Raw genomic sequence first — 12,976 nt, 5'->3', positions numbered from 1 at the left:
AACCTGCGCGCGACAGCGCCGGCAACATCGTCCGAAGGGACTAGCGAAGCCGCACAGTTCTGCCATCCATGCAGCAAAATGGCCGCTTCCCGGCGACTAGTCCCATCAGACGATGTTTGCCCTGTGCCACTGTCCCATTTCTTGCCTCGATCAAGGATGTTGGATGTGCCTAAACGGCAGAGAAAGCGGCGTTACTGGAAATGAAGGCAGTCATCTGCAGGGAGTTCGCCCCACGGGCCGAACTCAGAATAGAAGAGGTTCCGGCGCCCGTGGCGAAGCCCGGGCAGGTGGTGATCCGCACCGAAGCTTGCGGCATCAATTTCTTCGACGGCCTGATGGTCGAGGGCAAGTACCAGACCAAGCCGGAGCTGCCGTTCACGCCGGGCAGCGAGGCCGCGGGCGTCATCGTTGCGCTGGGCGACGGCGTCGAGCGCCTCAAGGTCGGAATGCGGGTTCTGGCTTTCGCCGGTATCGGCGGCTATGGCGAGCAGGTTGCGGTCGATGCGTGGAAGGTGTTTCCGATCCCTGACCAGATGAGTTTCGTCGAGGCGGCGGGGTTCCTGATCACCTATGCGACCTCGCATCATGCCTTGAAGGACAGAGCGCGGATCAAGCCGGGCGAAACGCTGCTCGTCCTGGGTGCTGCCGGTGGCGTCGGGCTGACCGCCGTCGAACTCGGCAAGCAGATGGGCGCGCGTGTCATCGCCGCCGCCTCCAGCGACGAGAAGCTTGAGCTGTGCCGTGAATACGGCGCCGACGAGACCATCAACTATTCGACCGAGGACCTGCGCCAGCGCCTGAAGGAGCTTACCAACGGGCAGGGCGTCGACGTGGTCTACGATCCGGTTGGCGGCAGCATGACGGAAACGGTCGTGCGCGGGTTGGCGTTGTTCGGGCGTCTTCTGGTCATCGGCTTCGCCGCAGGCGACATCCCGAAGATCGCGCTCAACCTGCTGCTGCTCAAGCAGTCCGCGCTGATCGGCGTGTTCTGGGGCGCCTATGCACGCTCGGCGCCGGAGAAGAACGCCGAAAACATCGCCGAACTGATGGACTGGTTCGCGCAGGGCAAGCTCAAGCCGCACATTTCGGCGGAATATCCGCTCGAACGCTTCGCCGAAGCCCTCGACGTGGTGATGGAACGCGCGGTGAAGGGCAAGGTCGTGCTGGTCACCGGAAGCAGCAATAACAGCAAGGAAGGAGTGCCGGCATGACCGAGCAACTGGTCAAGACCGTATCGGTCGTCAAGCAAGGCAACATTCTGGTTGCAACCGTCGACAATCCACCGGTCAACGCGCTGTCGTATTCGGTGCGTTTTGGATTGATCGAGGCCGTCAAGGCGCTCGAAAGCGATGCCGAGGCACGCGCCATGGTCATCGTCTGCGAGGGCCGCACCTTCATCGCCGGCGCCGACATCCACGAATTCAAGAAGCCGATGGTCGCGCCCCTCCTGGGTGAGGTGATCGACACGCTTGACGCTGCCACCAAGCCGATCGTTGCCGCCATCCATGGCACCGCACTCGGCGGCGGCCTCGAAGTAGCACTCGCCTGCAGCTACCGCGTCGCCCTCGACGGCTCGAAGGTCGGTCTGCCGGAAGTCAAGCTCGGCATCCTGCCGGGTTCGGGCGGCACGGTCCGCCTGCCGCGCCTTGCCGGTGTCGAGCAGGCGCTGACGATGATCAGCGAAGGCGGCCAGATCTCGGCGCGGGACGCCCGCGAAAAGGGCATCGTCGACGAAGTCGTCGCTGGAGACCTGAAAGCGGCGGCCATTGCCTTCGCCGAGAAGGTGGTGGCAGACGGCGCCAAGGTGCGCCGTACCAGCGACCTGCCGGTGCCGGCGTTCGACCCTGCCGTCCTGGAAACGAGCCGTGCGGCATTGGCAAAGAAATACAAGGGCTTCAAGGCGCCGCTTGTTGCAGTCGATCTGATCAAGATGGTCATCGAGACGCCGGTCGCCGAGGCGATCGCGCTCGAATACAAGACCTGCAAGGAATTGCTGGTGTCTCCGCAGTCCAAGGCGCTGCGCCATATCTTTGCGGCCGAGCGCGAGGCGCTGAAGATCGACGGCGTCAGTGCGGATGACAAGCCGCGCGACGTCACGAAGGTGGCGATCGTCGGTCCTGGCACGATGGGACGCGGCATCGCCGCTTGCTTCCTCAACATCGGCATTCCGGTCACGCTGATCGGTCTGTCGGACGAAGGGCTTGCGTCGGCGACCAAGGCAATCGGCAAGATCTACGAAGGCAGCGTCAAGCGCGGCAGCTTGTCTTCCGAGGAGATGGAGCGCCGCATGGCGTTGCTGACCACGGCGACGACCTATGACGGCATCGGTGATGTCGACCTGGTCATCGAAGCGGTGACGGAACAGCTCGATGTCAAGAAGGAGGTGTTTGCCAAGCTTGACGCCGTGTTGCGCGACGATGCGATCATTGCCACCAACACTTCTTTCCTCGACATCGAGGAACTGGCCCAGACTTCGAAGAACCCGGCGCGTGTTGCCGGCATGCATTTCTTCAACCCGGCCAATGTCATGAAGCTGCTCGAGAACGTGCGGGCGGCCCAGACGGCCCCGGACGTGCTTGCAACCACCACGGCGATTGGCAAGCGCCTCGGAAAGGTGCCTGTCATGGTCGGGCGCTCCGAAGGATTCGTCGCCAACCGCATGCTTTCCAAGCGAACGCGCGAGGCTCAATTCCTGCTTGAGGACGGTGCGACGCCGCAACAGGTCGACCGCGTGCTAACCGCCTTCGGCTTCCCGATCGGGCCGTTCGCTCTGGCGGACCTTGCCGGCATGGACATCATGGCGGCCGCGCGCGCAGCACGCGTCGCCCGGATGTCGCCGCGCGAGCAGCAGTGCAACATCGTCGACCGCCTGGTCGCTGCTGGCCGTCTCGGCCAGAAGTCGGGCGCGGGCTACTACGTCTATGACGAAAACCGCAAGGCATCGCACGATCCTGCCGTGGACGAACTGCTGGACACGCACCGCCGCGAACGTGGCTTCACCGCGCGCACCATCACCGACGAGGAAATCCTCGAACGCTGCCTCTTCGCCATGGTCAACGAGGCAGCCAAGATCCTCGACGAAGGTGCGGCCGCACGGCCGAGCGACATCGACGTCATCTGGACCAACGGCTTCGGTTTCCCGACCTATCTGGGCGGACCTATGTTCTACGCCGACCAGGTCGGCCTGCCGAAGGTCAAGGCGGCGCTCGACAAGTATGCGGGCCTGGTGGGCGAGCAGTATTTCAAGCCGGCCGCGCTCATAGAGCGGCTGGTAGCCGAGGGCAGGGGCTTTTACGGCTGAGCCGTGGAACCTTGCCGAACCAAGACGAATAACAAACGGATTAGGTATCTATGAACAAGGAAATGGACCTGAAATCGGTCGTCGCCCAGTTGCGCGACGGCATGACGATCGGATTTGGCGGCTGGGGTCCCCGGCGCAAGCCGATGGCGATCGTGCGCGAGATTCTTCGCTCTGATCTGAAGGATCTGACGCTGGTTGCTTACGGCGGCCCCGAGATCGGCATGCTGTGCGCGTCCGGCAAGGTCAAGAAGCTGATCTACGGCTTCGTCTCGCTCGACGCCATGCCGATCGAGCCCTACTTCCGCAAGGCGCGTGAGGCGGGCTCGGTGGAAGTCAGCGAACTCGACGAGGGGCTCCTGCTCCTCGGCCTGCAGGCTGCCGGCCACAACCTGCCGTTCGCCGCAACCCGCGTCGGTATCGGCTCGGACGTGCTCAAGTACAATCCGCACTTCAAGACGATCAAGTCGCCATACGACGACGGCGAGACGCTGCTGGCGATGCCGGCAATCAAGCTCGACGTGGCCCTGATCCACACCAGCCGTGCCGACCGCCTGGGCAACACCCAGACCGATGGTCCGGACCCGTTCTTCGACGCGCTGTTTGCGCGCGCGGCGGACAAGGTGTTCGTCACCACCGAGGTGCTGGTCGACCGCATCGACGCCGAATATTCGGACAAGGCCAAGCAGCAGCTGTTCGAACGCTGCTTTGTCAGCGGCGTGGTCAAGGCGCCGCTCGGCGCACACCCGACCGCCTCGCACGAAGCCTATGGCTGGGACATGGGCCACTTGAAGGCCTATGCCGCGTCGGCGGGCGAAGAGGGCGGCTGGCAGCGCTATTTTGACGAGTATGTGAAGGGCGATGAGGCCAGCTACATCGCGAGCGTAGGCGGTGAAGCCAAGATCCGCGCCCTGCCGCTCCCCATTTTCTGATCGGATACGACATGACGACTGCAAATGAATTCACTCTTGCCGAACTGATCATCGTTGCCGGTGCGGAAGCATTTCGCAACGATGGAGAAGTTCTCGCCACCGGTATCGGCCCCTTGCCGCGTCTCGCGGTTGGGCTGGCCAAGCTCACCTGCGCGCCCGGTCTCATGATGACGGACGGTGAGGCATACCTGGTCGAGGACCCGATCCCGCTCGGCGCACGCGGCGACTTCAAGCCGAAATTCTCCGGCTGGATGCCCTATCACCGCGTCTTCGACAGCGTCTGGAGCGGACGCCGCCATGCCATGGTGACGCCGGTCCAGATGGACCGCTACGGCCAGGGCAACATCTCGGCGCTTGGCGACGACTTCAACAAGCCGAAGGTCGCCATGCTTGGCGTCCGTGGCTTCCCGGGCAACAGCCTCTGCCACAAGAACTCGATGTTCCTGCCCAACCACAGCAAGCGCACCTTCGTCGAGGGTGAGGTCGATGTGGTGGCGAGCGTCGGCTTCAACGCGAAGAACTGGCCAGAGGGCACAAAGCCCGACGACGTCAAGCTGGGCCGCGTCATCACCGACCTCTGCGTGTTCGACTACAATGGCCCGGACCATGCGCCGCAGGTGCTGTCGCTGCATCCGGGCGTCACCTTCGAGCAGGTGCAGGAAGCGACTGGCTTCCCGCTGCTGCGCGCGGAAGGCATGACGACCACAGACGCACCGACCGAGGCGCAGCTGGCGATCATCGCAAAGCTCGATCCGCACAATATCCGCGCGACCGTGCTCAAGGGCAACCCGCCCGGCATCCGAGCCGCGTAACAAAAACCGCCGCCGGCATTCCAATATGCCGGCGGCACTTCTCCTGAAATACCAGTGGCGGACGTGACATGGACTTCGAATACAGCGCAAAGACAAATGGCCTGCTCAAACGCCTGAACGCGTTCATGGACGAGCATGTCTACCCGAACGAACGCCGCTACCATGAAGAGGTGGAGGCCGATCGCTGGGGCCATCCGCCAGTCCTCGAAGAATTGAAGGCAAAGGCCAAGGACGCCGGACTGTGGAACCTGTTCCTGCCGGATTCAGCACATGGCGCCGGTCTGACCAATGCCGAATATGCGCCACTCTGCGAAGTCATGGGCCGCGTGCATTTTTCGTCGCAGATTTTCAATTGTTCAGCACCCGATACCGGGAACATCGAGACCATCGAGCGCTACGGCTCCAATGAGCACAAGGCGCGCTGGCTGCCCGGCATGCTCGACGGCTCGATCCGCTCGGCCTTCGCGATGACCGAGCCTGATGTCGCATCGAGCGATGCGACCAATATCCAGAGCTCCATCGTCCGCGACGGCGACGACTACGTCATCAACGGCCGCAAGTGGTGGATTTCGGGCGTCGGCGACCGTCATTGCGAACTGCTGATCTTCATGGGCAAGACCGATCCGAGTGCCCACAAGCACAAGCAGCAGTCGATGATCCTGGTGCCAATGGATACGCCCGGCATCAAGGTTCTGCGTCCGATGACGGTGTTCGGCTATGACGACGCGCCGCACGGCCACATGGACATGACATTCGAGAACGTGCGAGTACCTGCGACCAACATGCTGCTGGGCGAAGGCCGTGGCTTCGAAATCGCGCAAGGCCGCCTCGGACCTGGCCGCATCCATCACTGCATGCGCCTGATCGGCCTGGCCGAACGCTGCCTCGAACTGATGTGCCGGCGCGTGAAGAGCCGCGTCGCCTTCGGCCGTCCCATCGGCGAACAGTCCGTGACGCTCGAGCGCATCGCCGAATCCCGCATCATGATCGACCAGGCGCGCCTGCTGACGTTGAAGGCCGCCTACATGATGGACACAGTCGGCAACAAGGCCGCGCGCGCCGAGATCGGCATGATCAAGGTCGCTGCCCCCACCATGGCCTGCAAGGTCATCGACTGGGCCATCCAGGCGCATGGCGCCGCCGGCGTGTCGCAGGACTTCGTGCTTGCCAACTACTACGCTCATGCCCGCAAGTTGCGCTTCGCCGACGGTCCGGACGAGGTTCACCGCAACCAGATCGGGCGCCTCGAACTGGCCAAATACGCAGATATCGGCTGAGCGGGGAGGCGGGACATGGATGCCAGCCGTTTCGTCGGCACCGAGCCGCTCGCTGCCGACAGCCCGATCGATGTCGCGCGTCTGCATGCTTATCTCAAGGCCAATATCGAGGGCTGTGAAGGAAAGCTGACGGTCGAGCGCTTTCGCGGCGGGCAGTCCAATCCGACGATGCTGCTTTCCTTCGACGGCAAGCCCAGCCTGGTACTGCGCAAGAAGCCAGACGGCAAGCTGTTGCCGTCGGCGCATGCCGTTGATCGCGAATTCCGGGTCATCAGCGCGTTGCGCGAGAGCGACGTGCCGGTGGCCGGCGCGCGGCTGTTGTGCGACGACGAAAGCATCGTCGGCGCGATGTTTTACGTCATGGACTTCGTGGAGGGACGTTCCTTCTGGGCGCCGTCGCTGCCGGATCAGTCGCCGGCCGAGCGCCGCGCGATCTACATGGAGATGAATCGCGTCGCCGCCGCCCTGCACAAGACCGACTACAAGGCTGTCGGCCTGGAGGGTTTTGGCAAGCCGGCCGACTATGTCGCACGGCAGGTCGCACGTTGGACCAAGCAGTACCGCGCCTCGGAGACCGAAACCATCGCGGCGATGGACCGGCTGATCGAATGGCTGCCAGGCAACATCCCGCCTGAAACCCGCACGTCGCTGATCCACGGCGACTTCCGCATCGACAACATGCTGTTCCATCCGACCGAGCCGCGCGTTCTGGCGCTGGTCGATTGGGAGTTGTCGACGCTCGGCGAGCCGATGGCCGACTTTGCCTATCACATGCTGACGTGGCGGCTGCCGAACAAGCCCTATCGCGGGCTCGGTGACCTCGACATCGGCGCACTCGGCATCCCCGACGAGCGCAGCTACCGCGACGCCTATCTCAAGGCGACTGGGCAGCACGGTGTGTCGGACCGCCATTGGTACGCCTATCTCGCCTACAGCCTGTTCCGCGTTGCCGGCATTCGCCAGGGCATCATGAAACGCGTGGTCGACGGCAATGCGGCGAGCGCCCACGCCCGCGAGGCCGGCGCACTCGCGCGCCCCGTCGCCGAATTCGGCTGGCATTACGCCGAACTGGCGATGAAATCATAAGGGAGGATGGACATGAGCGGACTTTATCCGGCCGAGGGAACGGCTATCGTCATCGGTGGCAGCGGCGGCGTCGGCGCCGAGATCTGCCGGGTGCTGGCCCGTGACGGCTGCGATGTGGCGCTGACCTATCACAGCAACCAGGCCAAGGCGGAGGCTGCGGCCGAGACGGTCCGCGGCGAGGGGCGCAAGGCCTCGATCCACAAGCTCAACATCGAGGATGTCGAGGCGACACGCGCGTTCATCGATGGTGTTGCGGATGCCGGTGGCGGCGTCCATACGGTCGTCTACGCGGCCGGGCCGCTGGTGCCGCTGATTCATCTCAGCAAGATCGAACCGGAACAGATGCGCAAGCACCTGATGCAGGACGCCTTCGGCTTCTTCAACGTCGTCCATTACGCGATCCCGCATTTGCGCAAGACGCGTGGCTCGATCGTCGCCTGCCAGAGCTCGGCGCAGTACCGCTTCGCCGCTGCGGACGGCCTCTCCGTCGTGCCGAAGTCGGCGGTGCATGCGCTGATGAAGGGCGTTGCCAAGGAGGAGGGCCGCTATGGCATCCGCTCCAATGGCGTGGCGCTGGGGATCATCGAGACCGGCCAGCACACCGAACTCAGCAAGCTCGGCTTTATCGACGACAAGTACATGCAGGCCGCGGCGATGAACACGCCACTGCGCCGCAACGGCAAGGCGATCGACATTGCCGAAGCCGTGTCGTTCCTCGCCTCCAGCCGCGCCGGCTTCATCTCCGGCGAGGTCATCAATGTCGATGGCGGCTATCACGTCTGACGGCAACATCGGCGCGGGAAAATCGTCCGCGCCGACCGTTAGTCTTTTCAGACGATGTTCGGCGATCGCGTCGCTCCTAGGCAAGTAGCTGGAAAACTTCGGTTCCGGGCGTTTTCGAGGGCGGTTGCAAAGACCGCTTCGCCCCCGGTTCCTTGCCGAAACATAAGCAGTTCTGGAGCAATCCCTTGCGCGAAGCCGTCATCGTTTCTGTCGCCCGCACCCCAATCGGCAAAGCCTTTCGCGGCGCCTTCAACGACACCGAGGCGCCGGCCCTGTCGGGCCACGCGGTTCGCGAGGCGGTCAAACGCGCCGGCATCGCGCTCGATGCTGTGGAAGACGTCATCCTGGGCTGCTCCGCGCAGCAGGGCACGCAAGGCTACAACATTGGCCGCCTGACCGCAGCCGCAGCCGGCCTGCCCGACAGCGTGCCGGGCATGACCATCGACCGCATGTGCTCGTCCGGCCTGATGGCCGTTTCGATCGCGGCCAAGCAGATCATCGTCGACGGCATGGAGACGGTCGTCGCCGGCGGTGTCGAGTCGATCAGCCTGACCCAGAACAAGCACAAGAACAGCTACCGTGCCCGCTCGCAGGCGGTGACCTCGCAGTGGCCGCATATGTACATGACGATGATCGAGACCGCCGAGATCGTCGCCAAGAAGTACGGCGTCAGCCGCGAAGCGCAGGACGAATTCTCGCTGGCCAGCCAGCTGCGCACGGCCGCCGCTCACCAGGCCGGTCGCTTCAACGACGAAATCGTGCCGATGGCCTCGCGCAAGATGGTGGTCAACAAGGAAACCAACGAGACCAGCTTCCACGACGTGACGCTGGCCGAGGACGAGGGTTTCCGCGCCGATACCAATCTCGAAGGCCTGGCAAAGCTGAAGCCGGTGTTCGCCGATGGCGAAGTCGTCAAGGTCGGCGAATACATCACCGCCGGCAACTCGTCGCAGCTTTCCGACGGCGCAGCAGCACTCGTCGTCATGGAAGCCAAGCGCGCCGAGCAGCTCGGTCTGAAGCCGCTTGGCGCTTATCGCGGCATGGCGGTTGCCGGCTGCGCGCCTGAAGAAATGGGCATCGGTCCGGTTTTCGCCGTGCCCCAGCTGCTTAAGCGGCACGGCCTCACCGTCGATGACATTGGCCTGTGGGAGCTCAACGAGGCATTCGCCAGCCAGGCAATCTATTGCCGCGACACGCTTGGAATCGACCCGGAAAAGCTAAACGTCAATGGCGGCGCCATTGCCGTGGGCCATCCGTTCGGCATGACCGGCGCACGCACGACCGGTCATCTGCTGATCGAAGGTCGCCGTCGTGGCGCAAAGTATGGCGTCGTCACCATGTGTGTCGGCGGTGGCATGGGTGCTGCCGGCCTGTTCGAAATCTACAACTGACGAGACTGACTACCTGGGAGGGTCCAATGACTGGAACTGAGATCGAAATTCAACCGGGTCTCAGGCCCATACTTGGACCTGCCACCCAGCTCGGCTTTGTGGTCCGTGATATCGAAAAGGCGATGCGCCACTGGATCGACGTGTTCGGCGTCGGTCCCTTCATCTTCATGGAACGTGGCGTCAGCCAGCCGGTCGGCACGACCTATCATCGCGGCCAACCGGTGCAGGTCGAACTCAGGCTGGCCTTCGCCTATATGGGCGACGTGCAGATTGAGCTGATCGAACAGACCAACGACGCGTCGTCGCCCTATGCCGATTTTCTCAACGAAGGTCGCGAAGGGCTCCAGCATCTCGGTTTCTGGGTGCACGATCACGACGAGGCAACGAGCCGCGTCGAAGCAGCGGGCTACGTGCGCGACTACGAGATCCGCGTCGCCGGCCAGTCACAGTCGATCATCTACTACAAGTCGCCGTCACTCTACGGACCGATGCTCGAGATCGTGCCGCCAATGTGGCGTCGGTCACGCCAGGCAGTTCTCGACCATATCCGCGCCTATGCCGGCTCTGATCCGATCATCCGCTTCGACACCTACAGTGCGTTCATCGCGCATGCCGGCGTGAAATTCGACTGATCGACCTTGTAAGGGCAAATTGGCGGCCGCCGGCACACCGGCGGCCATTTTCCTATTTTACCAGCTTTTCCAACTCGTCGATCTGCTGGCGCAGGCCGGAAATGGTCTGGCGCACCGCTTCGGCGTCACGTGGACGGTCGTCATGCGCGCGCAAGCCGGACAGCGCGAGATCCGCGATGATCTCGCCGATCTCGGTCGGCGTCCTTGCGCCTGAAGGCGAGTACCAGCGAGACGTCCAGTTGGCCATGCCGATCACGGCAAACGCAGTCACCTTGGGGTCGACCGTGCGGAACTCGCCCGTCGCCATGCCATCGGAAATGCAGCGGACGTAGAAATCGTAGATGTGCCGGCGACCCTGATTGTAGAGGGGGCCGAGCGCTTCCGGAATCTGCGTCTCGAGCCGGGACAACAGGATGAAGCGCGCGCCGGACGACAGGCGCCGCACGATGCCGTCAACCACTGCCCGGCGGATGCGTTCCGATGGCGACAGACCGGGCTCGGCCATCAATTCCTGCAGCCTGTTCGAAGGCGTCAGCGCCTCGGATTCGACCAGTGCCGCCAGCATCTCTTCCTTGTTGCGGAAGTAGTGGTAGACGGCAGAACGGCCGAGGCCGAGTGCCTGGGCGATGTCGTTGATGCTGGTCTGGACGTAGCCCTTGCTGTCGAACAGCTCGGCGGCAATGTCGATCAGTTGCTCGCGAACCAGCTCCTTGCGCGGGTTGGTCGCCGCGCGCACCGAGCCGTCGCGATCCAGTGTGTCCGCGCCAATACCACCGTCCGTTTGTGCCATACGCGCCATCCTGCTCAACGCCGCGACTCCGCGCCCGGGATGCGTTCGAGGGTTATCGCTGACCTGCACGACAACCAAGGGTCGAATCGCCCGCGCCGGGAGCCTCTCGCCAAATCGACTATAATACGCTTCGCGCTCCTGTAAGCCCGGACATATTCAGGATTCGTATCGCTGTCAGCAGCCATCATGATGTTCCCAGGGCGATGTCTTCAGACAGGGGATGGTACAGTGGCGCACCAAACATCGGGCGGCGCGACACTGGAAGGCGGCCGTCTGCGTCGACGACGCCCAAGCGCTCGGCGAGCTCCGTCGAATAGAACGTGCCGCCGCTGAGCGTCATTGCGTCGCCGGAATTGTGAATGGCCGCGAGCACGCGGCCGATGAAATAGGGCGTTTCGATGTGGGGCAGGTTGCCGGCATTGTCGCCGACGACCCCGCCGGCAGCGATTCCCGCCAGGGTGCGTTCGGTGCCGATCAGGCCCGGCCAGAGCGAAATCGCGGCAACGCCGAACGGCTTCAGCTCGTGCGCCATGTCGTGCGCCAGCTTGTCCTGGCCAGCCTTGCCGACGCCGTAGGGAAGGCTGTGGCGATAGACCTTGCCACCGGGGCCAGAAGTGTTGGCGATCAGGCCGGAACCTTGGCGCACCATTATCGGCGCAGCGAAATGGCTGGCCGCATAGCTCGAACGCAAACCGACATCGATCATGTCGCGCCACAGCGACAGCGGGCGCTCCCAGAAATTGCCGTCCGGGACGGCCCAGTCGGGCATGGCGAAGGCGTTGTTGACCAGCAGGTCGAGGCGACCTTGCTCGGCGTCGACGCGTTTGAACAGCGCTTCGGTCTGGCCATCGTCGAGGTGATCGCAGATCGCCACGATTCCTTTGCCGCCGGCCTTGTCGATCTCCTCGGCGGTGTCGCGAACCGTGCCGGCCCACGGGCCGATCGCGGCCCTGTCGCTGCGGCCGGTACAATAGACGGTGAAGCCGGCTTCACCGAGCGCAATGGCGATGCCGCGGCCGAGTCCGCGGCTGGCGCCGGTGACGACCGCTACCGGCTTCTCTGGCGTTTTCGCGTTCAATTGGGTTTCCTCGAATAGCCGAGACCAAGCGGTTGCTGCCTTTCGACCAGGGTGCCGGCGAAGGCCGCCTGCACCGCAACGTCGTTCCAATCGCCTTCGAGTACCGGGTCGGCGATCAGAGGATGGGTGACGAAAGACAGCTGCTTGCCGGCAATGCGGACCACCTGGCCGTTGATCTGTTCGGCAGCGTCCGACAACAGGAAGCTGACCACAGGGGCATTCACGTCGGGATCGGGCAGGGCGGCGTAGTGCACCTCGCGGTTGGCCGCCTGTTCGGCCATCAGCGCCTTGTTCTGGGCTGCCATAGCGGTTTCGGCCAATGGCGACAGTGCGTTGACGCGCACGCCGGTACCACGCAGCTCCATCGCCCAGCTGTAGGTCAAGGAGGCGATGCCGCCCTTGGTCGCGCTGTAGCCACCGAGCGCGACGTCGCCGGCCTGCGAGCCCGAAGCAACGTTGAGGATCGAACCGCCCTTTCCGGCAGCCAACATGCGCCGTGCGGCATGGCTGGCGCAGGCCGCGGTGCCGATCAGGTTGACCTCGATCATCTGGCGAAGGTCGGCCTCGGTGAACTCAAGAATCTTGCCGATGCGCAGGATGCCCGCGTTGTTGACAACGCCGTTGATCGAACCGAATGCATCGATGCAGGCATCGACAAGTGACTGGGCATAGCTCCACGATGAAACATCACCCGCGTGCGCGACCGCCCGGCCGCCAGCCGCGTTGATGGAATCGACCGTCGACTGCGCCGCCGCAGCGCTGATGTCGTTGACGACGACCCTCGCGCCAAGATGGGCCGCATGGCGGGCGTATGCCGCGCCAAGGCCGGAGCCGGCGCCGGTGATGACCACCGCTTTGCCTTCAAGTGATATCATTTGGTGTCCTCCCGGCAGTCCA

12 protein-coding genes are annotated in these 12,976 nt (G+C 63.7%); 9 read left to right on the top strand and 3 right to left on the bottom strand.

Features of this window, described 5'->3' with window-relative positions; genetic code table 11:
* The first annotated feature begins 200 nt into the window (after positions 1-200).
* From PCJ21_RS00235 to PCJ21_RS00195, 9 genes are all read left to right on the top strand, one after another.
* Positions 201-1,211, top strand: coding sequence for an NADPH:quinone oxidoreductase family protein (locus PCJ21_RS00235; RefSeq protein WP_269929374.1), 1,011 nt, complete (start codon positions 201-203; stop codon positions 1,209-1,211).
* On the top strand, positions 1,208-3,301 hold the full coding sequence (locus tag PCJ21_RS00230; protein WP_269929373.1) for a 3-hydroxyacyl-CoA dehydrogenase NAD-binding domain-containing protein: 2,094 nt from the start codon (positions 1,208-1,210) through the stop codon (positions 3,299-3,301). The genes PCJ21_RS00235 and PCJ21_RS00230 overlap by 4 nt, the downstream gene beginning before the upstream one ends.
* A 50-nt stretch (positions 3,302-3,351) precedes the next feature.
* A complete protein-coding gene (locus tag PCJ21_RS00225) occupies positions 3,352-4,230 on the top strand; it encodes a CoA transferase subunit A (RefSeq protein ID WP_269929372.1) in 879 nt (292 codons plus the stop codon).
* Between the two features lie 11 nt (positions 4,231-4,241).
* The gene (locus PCJ21_RS00220) at positions 4,242-5,042 is read left to right on the top strand and encodes a CoA-transferase subunit beta (protein ID WP_269929371.1); all 801 of its coding nucleotides are present in this window, start codon (positions 4,242-4,244) and stop codon (positions 5,040-5,042) included.
* 68 nt (positions 5,043-5,110) lie between these two features.
* Entirely contained in the window at positions 5,111-6,319 is a 1,209-nt protein-coding gene (locus PCJ21_RS00215; RefSeq protein ID WP_269929370.1) for an acyl-CoA dehydrogenase family protein, read from the top strand.
* Positions 6,320-6,334: 15 nt separating this feature from the next.
* Positions 6,335-7,405, top strand: coding sequence for a phosphotransferase family protein (locus PCJ21_RS00210; protein WP_269929369.1), 1,071 nt, complete (start codon positions 6,335-6,337; stop codon positions 7,403-7,405).
* Positions 7,406-7,417: 12 nt separating this feature from the next.
* Positions 7,418-8,188: an SDR family NAD(P)-dependent oxidoreductase gene (locus PCJ21_RS00205; protein ID WP_269929368.1), complete on the top strand. Its 771-nt coding sequence runs from the start codon at positions 7,418-7,420 to the stop codon at positions 8,186-8,188.
* A 185-nt stretch (positions 8,189-8,373) separates the two neighbouring features.
* Positions 8,374-9,579: an acetyl-CoA C-acyltransferase gene (locus tag PCJ21_RS00200; protein WP_269929367.1), complete on the top strand. Its 1,206-nt coding sequence runs from the start codon at positions 8,374-8,376 to the stop codon at positions 9,577-9,579.
* Between the two features lie 26 nt (positions 9,580-9,605).
* Positions 9,606-10,211 carry a VOC family protein gene (locus PCJ21_RS00195; protein ID WP_269929366.1) on the top strand — a complete coding sequence of 202 codons (606 nt, stop codon included), beginning with the start codon at positions 9,606-9,608 and terminating at the stop codon, positions 10,209-10,211.
* 52 nt (positions 10,212-10,263) lie between these two features.
* On the opposite strand, the gene PCJ21_RS00190 is transcribed toward PCJ21_RS00195, so the two are convergent.
* From PCJ21_RS00190 to PCJ21_RS00180, 3 genes are all read right to left on the bottom strand, one after another.
* Positions 10,264-11,001, bottom strand: coding sequence for a TetR/AcrR family transcriptional regulator (locus PCJ21_RS00190; protein WP_269929365.1), 738 nt, complete (start codon positions 10,999-11,001; stop codon positions 10,264-10,266).
* Positions 11,002-11,185: 184 nt separating this feature from the next.
* A complete protein-coding gene (locus PCJ21_RS00185) occupies positions 11,186-12,079 on the bottom strand; it encodes an SDR family NAD(P)-dependent oxidoreductase (RefSeq protein WP_269929364.1) in 894 nt (297 codons plus the stop codon).
* A complete protein-coding gene (locus PCJ21_RS00180) occupies positions 12,076-12,954 on the bottom strand; it encodes an SDR family NAD(P)-dependent oxidoreductase (RefSeq protein WP_269929363.1) in 879 nt (292 codons plus the stop codon). The genes PCJ21_RS00185 and PCJ21_RS00180 overlap by 4 nt, the downstream gene beginning before the upstream one ends.
* Positions 12,955-12,976: the final 22 nt, after the last annotated feature.

The sequence above is a fragment of the Aminobacter sp. HY435 genome (assembly GCF_027568395.1).
Classification (GTDB): Bacteria; Pseudomonadota; Alphaproteobacteria; order Rhizobiales; family Rhizobiaceae; genus Aminobacter.
This window is presented reverse-complemented; position numbering and strand designations above follow the sequence as displayed.

Coding starts and splice junctions, on each gene's coding strand:
- PCJ21_RS00235 (WP_269929374.1), top strand. CDS start 201: ATGAAGGCAGTCATCTGCAGGGAGTTCGCCCCACGGGCCGAACTCAGA.
- PCJ21_RS00230 (WP_269929373.1), top strand. CDS start 1,208: ATGACCGAGCAACTGGTCAAGACCGTATCGGTCGTCAAGCAAGGCAAC.
- PCJ21_RS00225 (WP_269929372.1), top strand. CDS start 3,352: ATGAACAAGGAAATGGACCTGAAATCGGTCGTCGCCCAGTTGCGCGAC.
- PCJ21_RS00220 (WP_269929371.1), top strand. CDS start 4,242: ATGACGACTGCAAATGAATTCACTCTTGCCGAACTGATCATCGTTGCC.
- PCJ21_RS00215 (WP_269929370.1), top strand. CDS start 5,111: ATGGACTTCGAATACAGCGCAAAGACAAATGGCCTGCTCAAACGCCTG.
- PCJ21_RS00210 (WP_269929369.1), top strand. CDS start 6,335: ATGGATGCCAGCCGTTTCGTCGGCACCGAGCCGCTCGCTGCCGACAGC.
- PCJ21_RS00205 (WP_269929368.1), top strand. CDS start 7,418: ATGAGCGGACTTTATCCGGCCGAGGGAACGGCTATCGTCATCGGTGGC.
- PCJ21_RS00195 (WP_269929366.1), top strand. CDS start 9,606: ATGACTGGAACTGAGATCGAAATTCAACCGGGTCTCAGGCCCATACTT.
- PCJ21_RS00190 (WP_269929365.1), bottom strand. CDS start 11,001: ATGGCACAAACGGACGGTGGTATTGGCGCGGACACACTGGATCGCGAC.
- PCJ21_RS00180 (WP_269929363.1), bottom strand. CDS start 12,954: ATGATATCACTTGAAGGCAAAGCGGTGGTCATCACCGGCGCCGGCTCC.